The organism is Enhydrobacter sp. (genome assembly GCF_030246845.1).
Classification (GTDB): Bacteria; Pseudomonadota; Alphaproteobacteria; order Reyranellales; family Reyranellaceae; genus Reyranella.
This window is the reverse complement of the sequence record NZ_CP126889.1, coordinates 4107535-4125637: the sequence shown is the minus strand read 5'-3', so window position 1 is coordinate 4125637 and position 18103 is coordinate 4107535. Positions and strand designations below refer to the sequence as shown.

The window sequence follows — 18103 nt, the reverse complement described above, 5'->3', positions numbered from 1 at the left end:
ATGAACGCGCTTGCAAGAGTTTTGCGTGCGATGGCGCTCGCCCTCATGGCTGCGCCGCTTGTCCTGGGTTCGGGTGCAGTGTCTGCGCAGGCGCAGGCGCTGACGGTATTGCCTGTGACGATCGAGCTGGCGCCGGGGCAGAAGGCGGCGGTTCTGAGGGTGATGAGCGCGGGTCAGACGTCGTTTCAGGTGCGGGCGTACGGATGGCGCCAGAACGAGAACGGCGAGGTGGAGCTGGACGACACCGACGCGCTGCTGGCCAGCCCGCCTTTGGGGACGATCGCGGCGGGGGCGAGCCAGGTGATCCGGCTGGTGCTGCGGCGCCTGCCGGCCGAGCGCGAGGCGACCTACCGCATCCTGGTCGACCAGATCCCGCCGCCGGCGGCGCCGGGCATCGTGCAGGTGGCGCTGCGTCTTTCGATCCCGATCTTCGTCCTGCCGCAGGCGCGGGTGGCGCCGCACGTGACGTGGCACGTCGAGAGCGCGGGCGGGCAGAGCTTCCTGGTCGGCGTCAACGACGGCACCCGCCATCTCAAGGTGCACGATCTGGCGCTGCGCGCGGCCGGCGGCGCGACGGTGGCGGTGGAGACGAAGAACGTCTCGCCCTATCTGCTGGCCGGCACGACGCGGCGCTGGCGCCTGGCCGGCCGGCCGCCGGGCGGCGCCCTGCGCCTCACCGGCAGCGGCGCGGACGGGGCGATCGACCAGCCGGTTGCCGTGAATGGCCGGTGACGTGAATGGCCGGTGACGTGAATGGCCGGTGACGGCGGGGCGATCCTGCGGGCGGCGCTGGTGGCAGCGATCGTCGTGCTGTCGGCGATGATGGCGCGGCCGAGGCCGGCGCTGGCCGACGAGACGCTGCTTCTGGAGGTGGTGGTCAACGGCTATCCGACCGGCAAGATCGGCGAGTTCGTGCAGCGCGACGGCGCGCTCTACGCCCGGCGCGACGCGCTGCGCGAGCTGGGCTTTCGCGTCCCCGCGGCCACCGCCGAGACCCCGGACAAGCTGGTGAAGCTCGCCGACCTCCCCGACTTCGCCGCCCGCCTCGATGCGCCGACCCAGACCCTGCACGTCACGGCCGGGCCCAAGCGGCTGCTGCCCGAGCTGCTCGAGGTGGCGGGCACGACGCCGGGCAGCGGCGGCACGGTCGAGAGCGGCATCGGCGCCACCCTCAATTACGACGTCACCGCCAGCTCGACCAATCCCTTGGGGCTCGGCCCCGGCACCCCGGGGGTGGGCAGCGGCCTGTTCGACTTCCGCGCCTTCTCGCCCTGGGGGGTGCTGTCCAACGGCCTGCTGGCCTATGTCGGCGGCAACCCGGCGGGGCTCAGCGGCTATTCGGCGATCCGCCTCGATTCGACCTACGTCTACTCCGACCCCGACGACCTGATGCGCTACCGCGCCGGCGACTTCATCAGCGGCGGCCTCAGCTGGACCCGCCCGGTGCGGCTGGGCGGCGGCCAGGTCACGTCCGACTTCTCGATGCGGCCCGACCTCGTCACCTTCCCGCTGCCGGTGGTCAGCGGCACGGTGGCCGTGCCCTCGACGGTCGACGTGCTGGTCAACGGCAACCGCGTGCTCAGCCGCGAGGTGCAGCCCGGCCCGTTCCAAGTGCCGCAGCTGCCGGTCATCACCGGCGCCGGCACGGTGATGATGACCGTGACCAATGCGCTCGGCCGCCAGGTGACGACCGAGCTGCCGTTCTACGCCAGCGCCTCGCTGCTGGCCCCCGGCCTGCAGACCTTCTCGCTCGAGGGCGGGCTGGTGCGGCGCAACTGGGGGCTGATCAGCAACGACTACGGCGCCGCCGCGGGCGCGGCCACCTGGCGGCGCGGCCTGTCCGACGCCTTCACCGTGGAGGCCCATGCCGAGGGCACCGACGGCGTCTTCATGGGCGGCGCCGGGCTGGTCTGGAACGCCTTCGACCTCGCCGCCGTCAACCTCGCCGCCGCCGTGAGCGGCGGCTCGGGCGGGACCGGCGGCCAGGTCACGGTCGGCCTGCAGCGGCTCGGCCAGCCCTTGAACCTCGCCGCCTCGGCGACCTTCGCCAGCTTCAACTTCGCCGACATCGCCGCGGCCAACGGCCAGCCGGCGGCGCAGCTGCAGATCAACGCCAGCGCCGGCCTGGCGCTCGGCAAGTACGGCTCGCTGAGCGTCGCCTACAACGGCATCGAGCGCGCCGCCGCCATGGTGCAGACGGTCTCGGCCTACGGCCAGTTCTTCTATCTCCAGCCGGCCCAGAGCACGCACCTCGTCTCCGCCACCTGGTCGGCCCAGGTGCTGGACAACGTCTCGCTCTACGCCACCGCCTACGACGATCTCGCCGGCTACGGCGGGCGCGGCGTGATGGTCGGCCTCACCGTGCCGCTGGGCCGGCGCAGCTCGGCCGGGCTGAGCGCCAGCGCCACCAACCAGGAGCGCGCGGCCCAGCTGCAGGCCAGCCAGACCGCCGACGTGATCGGCGACTGGGGCTGGCGCCTGTTCGGCGGCGGCTCCGACGTCAATGCCGACCACGAGTTCGCCGAGCTGCAGTACAAGTCGCCCTGGGGCCTGGCGCTGGGCGGCGTCGACCGGCTGGCCGGCCAGACCACCTTCCAGGCCGAGGCCCGCGGCGCCGTCTCCTGGGCCGGCGGCGGGCTGTTCGCCTCCAACCGCATCGACGACAGCTTCGCCGTGGTCGACACCGACGGCGTGCCGGGCGTGCACGTGCAGCAGGAGAACCGCGACGCCGGCGTCACCAACGCCGCCGGCCAGGTGCTGGTGCCCGACCTGCGCGCCTTCGAGCTCAACCACCTCTCGATCGACCCGACCGACGTGCCGGTCGACGCCACCGTGCCCTACACCACCCGCGAGGTCCGCCCGCAGGACCGCTCCGGCGTCGTCGTGCGCTTCCCCATCAAGACCAGCCACGGCGCTCTGGTGCGGCTCAAGGACGAGGCCGGCCGGCCGATCCCCCTCGGCAGCATCGCCACCCTGCAGTCGAGCCGCGCCACCGCCCCGGTCGGCTACGACGGCGAGGTCTACCTGGTCGACCTGCAGCCCCGCAACGAGCTCGTCGTCGAGCGCCGCAACGGCCAGCGCTGCCGCGCCACCTTCGCCTTCTCCCCCAAGCCCGGCGACATCCCAACCATCGGGCCGATCCCCTGCCGCGAGCCCGTGCCATGAGGCGACTGGCCTTCCTGGCAATGTCCCTTCTTCTGTTGCCGGCACCCGCATGGGCAGCAAGCTGCACGACGTCGGCCACGGGCGTCAGCTTCGGTACCTATATTCCGTCGACCGCCAGTCCGACCGACAATGCCGGAACGGTCTCGGTCACCTGCAGCGCCGCCGCCCAAACCGTGAACTATTCCATCGCACTCAACCAGGGCCTCAACGCGAGCAGCGGCTTCAATCGACGCCTGAAGAGCGGCACCTCGTTCTTGTCCTACCAGATCTACACGACCGCGGGCCGTACGACGGTCTGGGGCAATGGTACCGGCGGCACCAGCACGGTCTCCGATAGCTACACCTGTGTCCTTTGCACCAACGTCAGACGCAACTACACCACATACGGTCGCCTGCCCGCGCTGCAATGGCGCGCGCCAGGCCCCTACAGCGACACCATCACGGTGACCGTGACGTTCAATTGACGCCGTCCGGGGCAAGAGAACCTGTTGAAAACGAACAAAAAAAGGCCCTCAAAGTGTCGCCCCCCGCGCGCTAGATTGACCGCATGAGGCGCGAGCGTTTCACCAAGATCGTCGCCACCTTGGGGCCGGCCTCGTCCAGCCCCGAGCGGCTGCAGGCGTTGTTCGAGGCGGGCGCCGACGTTTTCCGACTGAACTTCAGCCATGGCACAGCCGCCGACCACAAGCAGCGCGTCGAGCTCCTGAGAGCGCTCGAGAAGCACTACAGGCATCCGATCGCCATCCTGATGGACCTTCAGGGACCAAAGCTCAGGCTCGGCACCTTCGCCAAGGGGCCGATGGAGCTGAAGAAAGGTCAGAAGCTGCGCTTCGATCTCGATCCCGAGCCGGGCACGGCCAAGCGCATTCCCCTGCCCCATCCGGAAATATTCCGCGCCGCCAGGCCTGACGGTCTGTTGCTGATCGACGACGGCAAGGTACGGCTGCGCATCCTGGCGCACAGCGACACGACGATCGATGCCGCGGTCGAGGTGGCGGGCCCGATCAGCGACCGCAAGGGCGTGAACCTGCCCAACCTGATGCTGCCGCTCTCGCCCATGACGACGAAGGACCGGCGCGATCTCGACTATGGCCTGTCGCTCGGCGTCGACTGGGTGGCGCTGTCCTTCGTGCAGCGCGCGGACGACATCGCCGAGCTGAAGAAGCTCGTCGCCGGCCGCGCCGCGGTGATGGCCAAGCTCGAGAAGCCGATGGCGATCGAGCATCTCGACGAGATCATCGAGCAGAGCGACGGCATCATGGTGGCGCGCGGCGATCTCGGCGTGGAGATGCCGCCCGAAGCCGTGCCGCCGCTGCAGAAGCGCATCCTCGCTGCCTGCCGCGCCGCCGGCAGACCGGCGATCGTCGCCACCCAGATGCTGGACTCGATGGTGCACTCCCCGACGCCCACGCGGGCCGAGGCCTCGGACGTCGCGACCGCGGTCTATGACGGCACCGACGCCGTGATGCTCTCGGCCGAGTCGGCCTCCGGCGACTATCCGATCGAGGCCGTCACCATCATGGATCGCATTCTGAAGAGCGTGGAGGCCGACCCGCTCTATCGTCGCCTGATGGCCGCCAGCCGCCGCGAGCCCGAGGCGACCACTGCCGATGCGATCAGCGCGGCGGCGCGCCAGTGCGCCCATACGCTGACGGCAGCGGCGATCGTCACCTACACAAACACCGGCTCGACGGCGCTGCGCGCCGCGCGTGAGCGGCCAGACGTGTACATCCTTTGCCTCACCCCCAACCTCAACACCGCCCGGCGGCTGACGCTCGCCTGGGGGATCCACCCCGTGCAGACCGAGGATGCGCACAGCTTCTCCGATATGGTTCAGCGCGCGGTAAGGATCGCCCGCAAGGAGAAGCTCGCCCAGCCGGGCGAACGGCTGGTCATCACGGCCGGCGTGCCCTTCGGAACGCCCGGCGCTACCAACACGCTGCGCATCGCCTACATCTGACGCCTGTGGGGATGATGTCGACGGTTCCGTCGTAATCCTTCCAGAAGGCACTGCGTGAGGCGATCTTGGAAAGCGATCGATCGAAAGCCCCTGCCCGTTCCCGACCGGCGCTGAACCGGGCGGACTATCTCGTCCTTGCCGCCACGATCCTGACCTTTTTGGCAGTCGTTGTCGGTACCGACCCGCATGCCGCGCGGGCCCATGCGAACGGCACGATCGTATTGTCGGATCTGCCCGACCAGACAATCCGGCACCCCTTCGACCCGGCTCTGATCGGCGCACGAATCAAGCTGGCGACCGGCCAGTTGTAACGCCTACGCTTTCGGCCGGCGGTCGATCACCCGCCGCGCCTTGCCCATCGACCGCTCGATGGCGCCGGGGCTCACGATCTCGATCATGGCCGCAAGGCCGCACATTCCCTTGAGCCGCCGCACCAGACCCGCCCTGCACTGTGCATGGTCGTCGCCGTCGAGGATACTCCGGCTTTCGACCCTCACAACGAGATCGTCCAGAGCGCCGGTGCGCGTAAGCTCGATCACGTAGTGGCCGGTCAACGCCGGGTCGCGCAAAATCTGCTCCTCGACCTGGCTCGGGAACAGGTTGACGCCGCGGACGATCAGCATGTCGTCGCTGCGACCGGTGATCTTGGCCATGCGCCGCATCGCCGTCGCCTGGCCGGGCTGCAGGCACGTCAGGTCGCGGGTGCGATAGCGGATGACCGGCATCGCCTCCTTGGTCAGCGAAGTGAAGACGAGCTCGCCGGGCTGGCCATCGGGCACCGGCCTGCCGGTTTCGGGATCGACGATCTCGGGAAGGAAGTGATCTTCCCAAATGGTGGGGCCGTCCTTGGTCTCGGCGAACTCGCAGGCGACGCCCGGGCCCATCACCTCGCTCAGGCCGTAGACGTCGACGGCATCGATGCCCATGCGCTGCTCGATCTCGGCCCGCATGCCTTCCGTCCAGGGCTCCGCGCCGAAGAAGCCGACCTTGAGCGACGTCCGGCGCGGGTCGACGCCGAGACGGTCGAACTCGTCGGCGATCGCCATCATGTAGGAGGGCGTCATCAGCACCCCATGCGCGCCGAGCTCGGTGATGAGCTGGACCTGGCGCTCGCCGAAGCCGCCCGACATCGGCACCACCGTGCAACCCAACCGCTCGGCGCCGTAGTGGAAGCCGAGGCCGCCGGTGAACAGGCCATAGCCGTAGGCATTGTGCAGAATGTCGCCCGGCCGAATGCCGCCGGCATGGAGCGAGCGCGCCATGAGCTCGCTCCAGGTCTCGATGTCCTTGGCCGAATAGCCGACGATCGTCGGCCGTCCGGTCGTCCCGCTGGAGGCGTGGATGCGCACGCATTGCTCGCGCGGGATGGCCAGCATGCCGAAGGGATAGGCCTCGCGCAGATCGGCCTTGTCGGTGAACGGGAAGCGCGGGAGATCGTCCAAGGATCGCAGGTCGTCCGGGTGCACCTGGGCCGCCTCGCACTTGGCGCGGTAGGGCGCCTGATGGGCGTAGGCGTGCGCCAGCGCCGCCTTCAGCCGCTCGAACTGAAGCGCCCGCAGGGCGTCGAGGCTGTACTCGAACTCGGGAAAGCGCATTTGTACTTCCTGTGTCTACTTCCCTGACGCTGGATCGAAGCCGAGACGACGATACACGAATCCGAGACCGAGCAGCGCCGCGCCGAGGCCGAGGAAGGAGACGACCCTTAGCAGCCCCTCCAGCCCGGCGAGATCGATCAGGAAGACCTTGAGCACCACGATGCAGACCAGCGCCATCCCGGCATGGCGCAGGACGGCCGAGCGGCGCACGAATCCCAGCGTCAGCAGAGCGACGCCGAACAGCAGCCAGACGATGGAATAGGCGTAAAGCTCGACGCCTTCGGCTTCCAATCCGGGCCGCTGGAAGTCGGGATCGAAGAAATGGCGGACCTCGAGCGAAAGATAGACGAAGGCGAGGATGCCCGCCGCCACCGTCACCAAGGCGCCCACGCTCTCGTCCTTTTCGACATCGGCCATCCAGCGGCGCGCCACGGCCGCCATCGCCGCCGGAACGGCATAAGCGAGCAGAAGGCCGTTCAGGATGGGCCACTGACCGACATCGGCCGAGTCGAAGATCGGGTTGGCGACGATTACCTGCGCGACGAGTGCGATGCCCAAGGCAAGGAGCCCGCTGACGCGCCAGGCCCAAAGGGCGACGACATCCTGCCGCCAGCGCGCCAGCCACAGAGACGCGAGCGCGAAAGCGCCCCACACCAGGACATAGAAGGCGCGTTCCATGAACGACGTGCCGAAAGCGTCCATCGATCCATGCTGGAAGAGGCTACGGACCTCCAGTGTCGCCAGCATGAAGGCGAGCAGCGCGATGGCTGCCTCTGTCGCACGGGTGAGCGGCTCGTCGCGCATGCGCCGGAGGTAGCGCAGCCCGACGGCAAGAGCCGCGATCGAGATGCCGTAGCCCCACAGGATCCAGTTCAGGATCGGGGTCACGCCCAGGGGATAATCGAGCACCCAGGGATTGAGCACGAAACGCACGACCACGACCGCCAGCAGGGCCCAGCAGATCCGGCGCATGGCCACCAGGTCGAGGGTCGCGGCGATGGCGGCAACGGCGGCGAGCTCGATCGCGTAGGCCACGGTGATCCATTCGTGGCGGAGTTCGAGCGGGATGGCGGCGGCGATGAAGAAGGCAACGCCGGCCAAGAGGAAGCCCAGCGCCTCCGTGGCGCCCGTCATGCGGTCCCGCCATCGCGCGAGCCGCTCGGCGCCCACCAGGAACGGTGCGGCGAGACCGATGCTGATCAGGCCCCATGGGGTCGCGGTTTTCAGTCCGCGCAGAACGTACCAGCAGAACAGGAAATGCGTGAGGGCGGCCGCGACCGACAAGGCGGCCCAGAATCCCGGCCGCGACGCGTTCCACATCAGCGCGAAGGCGCCCGCTGCGTAGAGGCCGCCGAACAGGATAGCGAACCAGGCGAAGCGATCGGCGTCCCAGCCCAGGCTCGCGCCGGACATCGTGAGCCACCACAGGGCGAGCGCCGCGAGCGACAGCGCGGGCGCGAGGGCGGCATGGTACTGGAAGCGCGGCGTCCAGCGGCCGAGAGCGTAGGCACCGACGCCGTGCACGGCCAGCGCGAGCCAGCCGGCGTTCTGCTGGCCACCGTCGCGCACGATGATCGCGACAAGGAGCGCACCGGTGCCACCCAACGCAGCCCACACCAGGGCGGCGACATCGGCCGGCGGATTCTCGCTTTCGCCGAGGCGCTTCCAAGTGGTCCAGACGAACAGGCCGGCCACCGCGACCAGGAACGCGCCGACCCATGGAAGACCGTCCGCCGCGGCCGCTATCCAGACCACCGTCCAGACCAGTGTTCCCGCGAGCACGCCCCAGCCCAGCCACCACCAGCCGCGATAGCGGATGACCCCGAGGGTGCCCGCGGCAATCGCGAGCAGATAGCCGAACAGCACCGGCACATTCGGCTCGGCGCTCCCGATGATGGCCGGGCTGAGGAAGCCGCCGACGAAAGCGAGCGCCGCCACGAAGATGCCGTGGCGCAGGGACAGGCCGATGGCAAAGGCGGTGAGCGCCGCGGCGCCTCCAGCCGCTGCCACAGGGGAGATCATCCCGTAGAGCGCCACCGCCGCGAAAAGCGCGCCATAGAGCGCGGCGACGCCCGCCGCCGTCATGGCCTGCGCCACGCGATCGTCGCGCGCCCGCACTTTCTCCGCGCCGGCGATCAGGCCGAAGCCGAACAGCGCCGCCAGGATCACGCGGACCTCGGGCGAGAGATAGCCCTCGTCGATCGAGTAGCGCACCAGGAAGACGGCAGCGAGCGCAAGCGTGACCGCGCCGACCCAGACGAAGGCGCGCGCGCCCAGCCGCTGCTCCCAACCGGCTTTGGCCGGTGCCGTGCCAGGCGCTTCGACAGCAGGCAGCGGCGGAGGCGCAGCTTCGGCGACCTCTTCCGTCGCGGACTCGACTGGTTCGGCGACGAACGGCGGCGGCAAAGGCGCCGCCTCGACCGGCGGCGCAATTTCTGAGGATTCCGCGGGCTCGGCCGAGAGCGGGCGTTGCGCGATCTCCCGTCGCAAGGCCGCGATCTCGGCCGCCAGCCGTGCATTCTGGTCGCGCAGGCCCGACGTGCGGACGAGCGCCACGAGCGCCACGACCGGCGTACCGAGCAGCCAGGCCAGCCCCAGGAGGATCAGAAGGACGTAGTCCAAGGGCTCGCTCGGGCCTGGGCGGCGCTCCGGTCGGTTACTCGGCGGCCACGCGTACCGCTGCCGTCGCGAAGGCGGCGCGATTGTCCTTGGCCACCTGCCCGCGCTTCACCACCAGACGATGGTTCTCCTTGCGCGCCGCGCGCTTGATGTCGGCCAGCGGATCGCCATCGCACAGCACGAAATCGGCCGAGTTCCCCTCCTTGATACGGCCCTGGTCGACCAGCCGCACGAGGTCGGCCGCGCTCGCCGTGGCGAAGAAGAGCGAATCGCGCGAAGAGATGCCGATCTCGCACATGAACTCGAGTTCGCGCGCGTTCTCGCCATGCCGGTTGTGCGGCGTGCCGGCGTCGGTGCCCATGGCGATGCGGCCGCCCGCCTTGTAGTACATCTTGACCGAGGCGATGTGGCGATCGAAGACGCGGCGCGCCTTCTCGATCACATAGTCGGGGATCGAGCGGTCGCCGTCGTCATAGCCCTTCAGGATGTTCTTCACGGCGGCGAGTGTCGGGACCAGCCACACGCCGCGTTCCTTCATCTCGTTCACGCATTCCTCGGTCATGAAGATGCCGTGCTCGATCGAATCGATGCCGCCGCGCACCGCGTTCAGGATGCCGAGCGCGCCCTGCGCATGGCTGGCGCAGCATTTGTGGAAACGATGCGCCTCGCTGATGCCGGCCTTCATTTCCTCGGGCGAATAGTGCGCGTCCTCGGGATTCACACCGGGCGTCATCACCCCGCCGGTCGCCATGATCTTCACCAGATCGGAGCCGGCATGGATCTGCTCGCGCACCGCCTTCACCACCTCGTCGGGCCCGTCGGCGACGCGGCCAGTACGGTTGCCGTGGCCGCCCGTCATGCAGATCATGCGGCCGGCGCAGCGCATCGTGGGGCCCAGAAAACGGCCGTTGTTGTAGGCGTCGCGGATCGCGAACTCGATATAGTCCTTGCCGCCGCAGTCGCGCACGGCGGTGATGCCGCCTTCCAGCGTCGCGCGCATGAACTCCATGCCGCGCACCGCAAGCTGCGCGGCGCTCATGCGGTCCTGCACGACACCGGGATTGCCTTCGGCGCCCGACAGCGAATGGACGTGGCAGTCGATCAGGCCCGGGATCAGCGTGCCGCCCGACGTGTCGACCCTCTCGCCGGCGAAGCCCGCGAACTCTCCGGCCGGCGCCACGCGGCTCACCTTGCCGCCCTCCTCGAGCACCGCCTGGCCGTCCTGCACTTTCTCGCCGTCGAACAGCCGGCCGCCGACATACAACGTCGCCATCACCTCAACTCCTCCTGATGAGCTTGCGCACTATCTTCCGGCGGTGCGCTCGCCGCAACCCAGCGGATCCTCGACCGTATCCGAACCCGCCTGCGCCTTGAGCCGGGCGATCTCCTCGTCGATGCCGACGATATGCGGGTTGTACTTCCGTGCGAGCTCGAAAGCGGCCGCCGCGCGCGCCGGCTCGCCCATCTGCGCGCGGATCATGCCGAGCCCCGAATAGGCGCCGAAGTGTCGCGGCTCGCGCTTCACCGTCTCGCAAATATCGGCAATGGACGCATCGAAATTGCCGAGCAGCCAGTAGACGGTGGCGCGCTTGTTCCAGGCCTCCGACAGGTCGGGCGCGATCTCGATCAGCTTCGTGAAGGTCGCGACCGCGGCTTGCAGGTCCTGCCGCTGCATCTCGGCCATTCCGCGCAGCATGAGCCGCCGCTGGTCGGGATCGGGCACCATGGTCCACTGTTCCCAGATCGCCTGCTCGAGCGCCTGGGCGGCCAGGGGATCGGCGGTGGTTTGCAGCTTGGCGAACAAGGTGTCGAGCATGGCGGCCCTCCCGCTGTCGCTGTTCGAGATCTGCGCGTGAGCGCCCGCCGCCAGCATCAGGCCGAGGAGGCCGGCAAGGCAAGCGCGAAGGGGCGTCATCGCCTCAGGTCATCGCCGCCGGCTTGGGCCCGCCGGTGGCCCAGTCCAGCAGCTCGACTGTATGCACGACGGGAATGCCCGTGCCGGAAGCGATGTTGCCGACACAACCGAAGTTGCCGGCGGCGATCACATCCGGCTGCAGGCTCTCGATGTTGACGACCTTGCGATCGCGCAGCCGGCGCGACAGTTCGGGCTGCAGGATCTGGTAGGTGCCGGCCCAGCCGCAGCAGAGGTGACCTTCGGGCACTTCCTTCACGTGGAAGCCTGCATCGCGCAGGAGCTTCATGGGCTGCTCGATCACCTTCTGGCCATGCTGCATGGAACAGGCCGAATGATAGGCGACGGTGAGCGGCCTCGGGGTCACGTTCGCGAGACCGACCTCCACCATGAGCTCGCTGATGTCCTTGGCGAGCGCCGCCACGCGCCGTGCCCTGTCGCGCCACAGCGGATCATGCTCGAACATGCAGCCATAGTCCTTCACCGTCGTACCGCAGCCGGACGCGTTGATGACGACGGCATCGAGCCCCTGACCGTCCGCCTCCTTCAGCCAGGCGACGATATTGCGCTTGGCGAGCTCCAGCGCCTGCGCGTTGTCGCCGATATGCTGCACCGACGAGCCGCAGCAGCCCGAGCCCGCCACGTTCACCACCTCGATGCCGTGGCGCGTCAGCAGCCGCACCGTCGCCTCGTTCACCTCGGGCGCCAGCACCTGCTGGCCGCAGCCCGGCATCAGCGCCACGCGCTGCCTGCGCGAGCCTTCAGCGGCAAAGGTCTGCGGCCGGTCGACCGCCGAGGGCACCGGCACGCGCGACGGCACGGCCTCGATCATGGCCTTCACGCGCCGCCAGAAGGTCGCCCCGCCAGGGTCGCCGCTGTCGGCGGGCAACACCGCCGCCAGGGGCTTGGCAAACCAGGTGAGCACCGTGACCCAGCGCAGGAACTGCGGGCGCGGCATCAGGAAGCCCAGCAGCCGGCGCAGCAGGCGATCGGACAGTACGCGTCTGTACGTGTTCTCGATGTGGTGCCGGCCGTGATCGACCAGGTGCATGTAGTGCACACCCGAGGGGCAGGTCGTCATGCAGGACAGGCAGGAGAGGCAGCGATCGATGTGGCGCACCTCGGATGCCGTCGGCGCGCGATTGCCCTCCAGCATCGCCTTGATGAAGTAGATGCGCCCGCGCGGCGAGTCCCGTTCGTCCCCCAGCAGCACGAAGGTCGGGCAGGTCGCCGTGCAGAAGCCGCAATGCACGCATTTGCGCAGGATCTGCTCGCTGCGCGCCGTCTCGGGATCGGCCAGCTGGGCGAGGGTGAAATTGGTCTGCACGCCCTACCCCATCCGCCCCGGATTGAAGAGGCCCTTGGGATCGAAGCTTTCCTTCACGCGCTGCGCCAGGGTCGCGAGCGCCGGCGGCTGAGGCTGAAACACCGGCACGGCCGCGCGCACCGCTTCGGACGCCCTGATGAGCGTCGCGTGGCCGCCGGTTGGTCCAAGAGCGCCGCGCACCAGAAGATGGTTCGCATCGGAGCTGGGTGGCAGGGCGAGCCAGACTAAGCCGCCCGACCAGTCGTAGAAGGATCTGGCATCCGGACGCTGGGCGCGGATGCGAGCGATGACCGCCGGACCGTCGGTGGGCGGACAGGAGAGGCGCCAGACGATCCAGTCGGCATCGACTTCGAGCGGCGTCCCATCCCGAACTTCGCGCCAGAAGGCCCGGCTTTCGAGCGTGCCCAGCTCCTCCATCGCCGCATTCGTGTCGGCCAGCAGCTCGCGCAAGCCTTTCAGCCGCGCTTCGACCGATGGCGCGACGCCTTCCACGCGCAAGGCCGTTCGGGCCTGCACATGCGCCGCGCCCGAGACTTCATGCGGGCTGCCCATAGCGCTGCACATCGCCTGTACGGCTGTCGCGTCATCGAGGCCGCGCAGGATCAGTGTGCGCGTCTGGTCGGGGGCGGGCAGGACCTTGACCGAAACCTCGTCGAGCACCGCCAGCGTTCCCCACGAGCCGGCGATCAGCTTCGAGAGATCGTAGCCCGTCACGTTCTTCATCACGCGCCCGCCCGACTTGAACGCCTCGCCACGGCCGTTGACGCCGCTGAAGCCCAACAGATGGTCGCGCGCGGCGCCCGCGGAGAGGCGGCGCGGGCCGGCGAAATTGCCCATGAGGGCGCCAACCAGCGTTCCCGTGCTCGGCGGACCGCCCAGCAACGGTCCGAGGTCCGGCGGCTCGAAGGCGAGCATCTGGTTGCGCTGGGCCAACAAGGCCTCGACTTCGCGCATCGACGTGCCGGCGCGCAGCGTGATCACGAGTTCCTCCGGCGCATAGTCGACGATCCCGTTGATGCCCGACATATCCAGCACGTGGTCGCATTTCGTCGGCTTGCCGAGCGCGCGCTTGCTGCCGGCGCCCAGGATCTCGAGCGTGGCCCCCTCGTTCAGCGCCCATTCGACCGCCTGCCGCAGCTCGCTCGCGTCGCGCGGTTTGATCGTGCCGCTCATGGTCGCTGACGCTTTAGAACCGTGGAATGTCGGGGAACGGGATCTTGCTGTGATGCACGACGACCTGACCGAGCTCGGCGCAGCGGCGCAGCCGCGGAAAGACCTTGCCCGGATTGAGCAGGTGATCGGGGTCGAAGGCGCATTTCACGCGCATCTGCTGGTCGAGGTCGATCTCGGTGAACTGCTCGCCCATCAGGTCGCGCTTCTCGATGCCGACGCCGTGCTCGCCCGTAAGCACACCCCCCACGCGCACGCACAGCCGTAGGATATCGGCGCCGAACGCTTCGGCGCGGCGCAGTTCCTCGGGATCGTTGGCGTCGAACAGGATCAGCGGATGCAGGTTGCCGTCGCCGGCATGGAACACGTTCACCACGCGCAGGCGGTGCTTCTTCGACATCCCGCGCATCTCGGCCAGAACCTCGACCAGCCGCCCGCGCGGAACGGAGCCGTCGAGGCACATATAGTCCGGGGTGATCTGCCCCACCGCGGGGAAGGCGGCCTTGCGGCCGGCCCAGAACAGCACCCGCTCCTGTTCGTCCCGGCTCACGCGGCAAGTGGTGGCGCCGCGATCCCGGGCGATCTCCTCGACACGCGCCACGAGATGGTCGACCTCGACCGCGGGCCCGTCGAGCTCGACGATCAGGAGCCCTTCGGCATCGAGCGGGTAGCCGGCGCCGACATAGTTCTCGGCGCATTTGACCGCGTCCCTGTCCATCATCTCCATGCCGCCCGGGATGATGCCCGAGGCAATGACGGCCGCGACGCAGTCCGCCGCCTGTGCCTCGGTCGGGAAGCCCAGCAACACGGCGCGCGCGGTGCTGGGCTTGCGCAGGAGCCGCACGGTCACCTCGGTCACGACGCCCAGGAGCCCCTCGGAGCCGGTCATCAAGCCCATGAGATCGTAACCGCCGGCATCGAGATGCTTGCCGCCCAGCCGCACCACCTCGCCGTTCATCAGCACCATCTCGATGCCCAGCAGGTTGTTGGTGGTGAGCCCGTACTTGAGGCAGTGCACGCCGCCGGAATTCTCGGCGACATTGCCGCCGATCGAGCAGGCGATCTGCGAGCTGGGATCGGGAGCATAGTAGAAGCCTTCGTGCTCCACCGCCTTGGTGACACCGAGGTTGGTGACGCCCGGCTGCACGCGCGCGCAGCGATTGGGGTAGTCGATTTCCAGCACGCGGTTGAACTTGCCCATGCCCAACAGGATCGCATCGCCCACCGGCATCGAGCCGCCCGACAGGGACGTGCCTGCGCCGCGCGGCACGACCTTCACCTTGTGCTCCTGGCAATAGCGCAGGATGGAGGAGATCTGGGCAACCGTATCGGGCAGCACGACCACCAGCGGCATCTGGCGATAGGCCGACAGCGCGTCACACTCGTAAGGCCGCATGGCGTCGAGATCGTCGATCACGCCCTCGCCGGGGACGATCGCCCGCAGCGCTGCCACGATCTCGGCGCGGCGGCGGAGGATGTCGGGATCGAGCAGCGGCATATGCATGGCCGATTCCTTACGCCAAATGAAAAAGCGGCGGAAGCCAAAGCCTCCGCCGCTTAGTGCACGTTGCGAATTCGTCGGATCAGGCTGCCGGCTACCCCTGGCGCGCCTTGAAGCGGGGATTGGTCTTGTTGATCACGTAAACGCGGCCCTTGCGGCGCACGATGCGGCAGTTCTTGTGGCGGGCCTTCACGGACTTGAGCGAATGGCGGATCTTCATGGCTCTTCTCAACAAAAAGCCCCGGCCGGGCCGGGGTGAATTCCGAAAGCGGGCGGAAAATAGGGAGCCGGAAGGCAGGCGTCAACCCTCTTCTGCCGCCGCAAAGGGGAATTTCCCAATGATTTCAAGCGGCTTGAAGGACCTTCAGCGCCTGTTTCAGGTCCCTCACGAAGCCGGCATAGGCCTTGTGCCGCGCCGCCCGGTCGGGGACGCGCAGGATCGAGGAGGGATGGACGGTCACCATGCCGCGTTGCCCCGCGTCGAAGCCGATCTCCTTGCCCCGCTCGCGGGCCAGCGTCATCGGCCGCCCGGCCAGGGCTTCGGCGGCGGTCATGCCCATGGCCACCACGAGACCGGGCTTCACCAACGACACTTCCCGGGCGAGCCAGACCTTGCAGACCTCGACCTCGTAGCGATTGGGCTTCTTGTGCAGCCGCTTCTTGCCGCGCGGCTCGTTCTTGAAATGCTTCACGACATTGGTGACGTAGACCTGGGTGCGGTCGATGCCGGCATCGACCAGGGCACGGTCGAGGATCTTGCCTGCCGGCCCGACGAACGGATGGCCGGCGATATCTTCCTGATCGCCCGGCTGTTCGCCCACCAGCATCAACTTCGCGCCGACCGGCCCTTCGCCGAAGATGGTTTGCGTGGCGTTGCGATAGAGCGGACAACGCGTGCAAGCCTTCGCTTGGCCCGCCACTTCGGCGAGCTTGGCCGCGGATGCCTTTTGCGACGCCATGTCAGCCCTGCCCCAGCCGCCGCATCAGGGAGAGCGCATCCTTCGGCGCCTGCAGCTTGTCGGTGTTGTCGAAATAGACGAACACGTCGCGCGGCCTCGCCTTCGGCTGCCGGGGGGTGATGAAGTGACCATCCGTCATCGCCCGGCCATCGCGCCATGCCGTGACCCGCGCGGCCCAGCGCTCGAGGGCCGGGCGGCTGTAGGCACTCTTGTAGAGCTCGGTCGAGCCGTGCAGGCGCACGTAGACGAAGTCGGTGGTGATATCCATCAACAGCGGCCAGTCGACGGTGTCGGCGCAGACCAGCGCCACGTCGTGCTTGCGCAGCAGTTCGACAAAGGCGGGATCGCGAAAGCTTTCGTGCCGGATCTCCATGGCGTGGCGGATCGGCCGTCGCCCGTCGCTTCGCAGCCAGGCGCGCGCCTTCAGCCGATGATCGTGCCGACGGCCGCATTCCGCCGCATGGTCGCTATCGCGTGGCAAGAGCTTGAAGAAGGTCTCGAGCTTCTCGGCATTGAAACGGAAGCTGGGCGGAAACTGCCAGAGGACCGGGCCGAGCTTGTCGCCGAGCCGCAATACGCCCGAGGCGAAGAAGTTGCCGAGCGGCGCCTCGGCATTGCGCAGCTTCAGCATGTGCGTGAGGTAGCGTGGCCCCTTCACCGCAAACACGAAATCGTCGGGTGTATCGTCCGCCCATTGCGCAAAACTTTCAGGGCGCTGCATGCAGTAGAACGTGCCGTTGATCTCGATGCTGCGAAAGATCGACGCCGCGTAGGCCAGCTCCTTGTTCCGAGCCAGACCGGGCGGATAGAACGCACCCCGCCAGGGCTTGTAGGTCCAGCCCGAGATGCCGATGCGGACGTCGGCCGCCATGGCAGGGAAACGCATGCCGACAATCCTGGTTCCGGGCCCGGGGCTGGGTAGAGTGCCGGCTTGCCATTTGAATGAGGTCGAGGCATGTCGAAGCTAACGCTGGCTCAAGCGAACAAGATCATCGAAGTAGCGCTCGCCAAGGCGCGCGAGATGAGGGTGAAGCCGCTCGCGGTCGCGGTGCTCGACGACGGCGGTCACGTGAAGGCGCTGCAGCGCGAGGACGAGGCCAGCATGTTTCGCAACGATGTGGCGATCGGCAAGGCCTGGGCCGCGGTCGGCATGGGCGCCTCGAGTCGCACGCTTCTGCAGCGCGCCAAGGAGAATCCGCAGTTCTTCGGTGCGCTCGCCGCGACCGCGCATGGCAAGTTCCTGCCGCAGACGGGCGCCGTGCTGATCAAGGACCCGGAAGGCAACCTGCTCGGCGCGGCCGGCGCGAGCGGCGGCACGGGCGACGAGGACGAGGCGGTCTGCATCGCCGGCATCCTCGCCGCCGGTCTGGTGTCGGGTTAGGAATCAGGCCGCCTTGCGCTGCTGGTGGCGGCCTTCCCTCACCTCCTCGATGATCTTGGGCACGAAGGCCTTCAGATCGTCCGGCGAGCGGCTGGTGACGATGCCCTTGTCGACGACCACCTCCTTGTCGACCCATTTCCCGCCGGCATTCTCGACGTCCTTGCGGATCGACGTGTAGGAGGTGAGCGCAAGGCCCCGCACGGCATCCGCCTGGATCAGCAGCCAGGGTGCATGACAGATCGCGGCGACAGGCTTGCCCGAATCGAGAAACGCTTTGACGAGCTTCATCAGGTGGCGGGCGAATGGTGCAGCGGCACCAACCCCCAAACCCACATCGAAGCCATCGACAAGCTGTTCCGAAGCGGTGTCTCGGTCGTGAACGTCCATGTCGCCCAGAACGACCAGAAGCGGGCCATCGGCTTCTACCAGGCGGAGGTCCTGCCGGACTTCGCGCAGCGGGCGAGCTGACAGCGCATCCGGCATTTCACCCGACGAAAGGCTTCTCCATCGCGAA

At 68.3% G+C, this 18103-nt stretch carries 17 protein-coding genes and 1 pseudogene; 7 read left to right on the top strand and 11 right to left on the bottom strand.

Features of this window, described 5'->3' with window-relative positions; all coding sequences use genetic code 11:
* The 5 genes from OJF58_RS20560 to OJF58_RS20540 all read left to right on the top strand — a co-directional run bounded on the left by OJF58_RS20560 (nt 1) and on the right by OJF58_RS20540 (nt 5436).
* The gene (locus OJF58_RS20560) at nt 1-732 is read left to right on the top strand and encodes a fimbria/pilus periplasmic chaperone (RefSeq protein ID WP_300779610.1); all 732 of its coding nucleotides are present in this window, start codon (nt 1-3) and stop codon (nt 730-732) included.
* A 21-nt stretch (nt 733-753) separates the two neighbouring features.
* Entirely contained in the window at nt 754-3165 is a 2412-nt protein-coding gene (locus OJF58_RS20555; RefSeq protein WP_300779609.1) for a fimbria/pilus outer membrane usher protein, read from the top strand.
* Nucleotides 3162-3629 carry a spore coat U domain-containing protein gene (locus OJF58_RS20550; protein ID WP_300779608.1) on the top strand — a complete coding sequence of 156 codons (468 nt, stop codon included), beginning with the start codon at nt 3162-3164 and terminating at the stop codon, nt 3627-3629. Before OJF58_RS20555 ends, OJF58_RS20550 begins: the two co-directional genes overlap by 4 nt.
* A gap of 83 nt (nt 3630-3712) precedes the next feature.
* On the top strand, nt 3713-5125 hold the full coding sequence (gene pyk / locus OJF58_RS20545; protein WP_300779607.1) for a pyruvate kinase: 1413 nt from the start codon (nt 3713-3715) through the stop codon (nt 5123-5125).
* A gap of 65 nt (nt 5126-5190) precedes the next feature.
* Nucleotides 5191-5436 (top strand): hypothetical protein, encoded by a 246-nt coding sequence (locus tag OJF58_RS20540; protein ID WP_300779606.1) that lies wholly within the window; start codon nt 5191-5193, stop codon nt 5434-5436.
* Between the two features lie 3 nt (nt 5437-5439).
* Here the strand turns inward: OJF58_RS20540 and OJF58_RS20535 are convergent, their stop codons facing one another.
* From OJF58_RS20535 to OJF58_RS20490, 10 genes are all read right to left on the bottom strand, one after another.
* On the bottom strand, nt 5440-6720 hold the full coding sequence (locus tag OJF58_RS20535) for an AMP-binding protein (RefSeq protein WP_300779605.1): 1281 nt from the start codon (nt 6718-6720) through the stop codon (nt 5440-5442).
* Nucleotides 6721-6735: 15 nt separating this feature from the next.
* On the bottom strand, nt 6736-9342 hold the full coding sequence (locus OJF58_RS20530; protein WP_300779604.1) for a DUF2339 domain-containing protein: 2607 nt from the start codon (nt 9340-9342) through the stop codon (nt 6736-6738).
* A gap of 34 nt (nt 9343-9376) precedes the next feature.
* Nucleotides 9377-10612, bottom strand: coding sequence for an amidohydrolase family protein (locus OJF58_RS20525; RefSeq protein WP_300779603.1), 1236 nt, complete (start codon nt 10610-10612; stop codon nt 9377-9379).
* Nucleotides 10613-10642: 30 nt separating this feature from the next.
* On the bottom strand, nt 10643-11254 hold the full coding sequence (locus OJF58_RS20520) for a tetratricopeptide repeat protein (RefSeq protein WP_300779602.1): 612 nt from the start codon (nt 11252-11254) through the stop codon (nt 10643-10645).
* 4 nt (nt 11255-11258) lie between these two features.
* Nucleotides 11259-12578: a heterodisulfide reductase-related iron-sulfur binding cluster gene (locus tag OJF58_RS20515; RefSeq protein WP_300779601.1), complete on the bottom strand. Its 1320-nt coding sequence runs from the start codon at nt 12576-12578 to the stop codon at nt 11259-11261.
* A gap of 3 nt (nt 12579-12581) precedes the next feature.
* Nucleotides 12582-13751: a glycolate oxidase subunit GlcE gene (gene glcE, locus OJF58_RS20510; RefSeq protein WP_300779600.1), complete on the bottom strand. Its 1170-nt coding sequence runs from the start codon at nt 13749-13751 to the stop codon at nt 12582-12584.
* Nucleotides 13752-13764: 13 nt separating this feature from the next.
* Nucleotides 13765-15252: an FAD-linked oxidase C-terminal domain-containing protein gene (locus OJF58_RS20505; RefSeq protein ID WP_300779599.1), complete on the bottom strand. Its 1488-nt coding sequence runs from the start codon at nt 15250-15252 to the stop codon at nt 13765-13767.
* Between the two features lie 91 nt (nt 15253-15343).
* Nucleotides 15344-15469, bottom strand: a complete 126-nt coding sequence (ykgO, locus tag OJF58_RS20500; protein WP_300779598.1) for a type B 50S ribosomal protein L36 — start codon at nt 15467-15469, stop codon at nt 15344-15346.
* A 124-nt stretch (nt 15470-15593) separates the two neighbouring features.
* Entirely contained in the window at nt 15594-16208 is a 615-nt protein-coding gene (locus OJF58_RS20495; protein ID WP_300779597.1) for a UdgX family uracil-DNA binding protein, read from the bottom strand.
* Nucleotide 16209: 1 nt separating this feature from the next.
* The gene (locus tag OJF58_RS20490; RefSeq protein ID WP_300779596.1) at nt 16210-17094 is read right to left on the bottom strand and encodes a DUF72 domain-containing protein; all 885 of its coding nucleotides are present in this window, start codon (nt 17092-17094) and stop codon (nt 16210-16212) included.
* Between the two features lie 69 nt (nt 17095-17163).
* Here OJF58_RS20490 and OJF58_RS20485 point away from each other — a divergent pair, with 69 nt between their 5' ends.
* Nucleotides 17164-17589: a heme-binding protein gene (locus tag OJF58_RS20485; RefSeq protein ID WP_300779595.1), complete on the top strand. Its 426-nt coding sequence runs from the start codon at nt 17164-17166 to the stop codon at nt 17587-17589.
* 3 nt (nt 17590-17592) lie between these two features.
* On the opposite strand, the pseudogene OJF58_RS20480 reads toward OJF58_RS20485, so the two are convergent.
* Nucleotides 17593-17877, bottom strand: a pseudogene (locus OJF58_RS20480) (DJ-1/PfpI family protein); the annotation flags it as partial.
* A 3-nt stretch (nt 17878-17880) separates the two neighbouring features.
* On the opposite strand from OJF58_RS20480, the gene OJF58_RS20475 reads away from it, so the two are divergent.
* Nucleotides 17881-18057, top strand: a complete 177-nt coding sequence (locus tag OJF58_RS20475; protein ID WP_300779594.1) for a hypothetical protein — start codon at nt 17881-17883, stop codon at nt 18055-18057.
* The last annotated feature ends 46 nt before the right edge of the window (nt 18058-18103 follow it).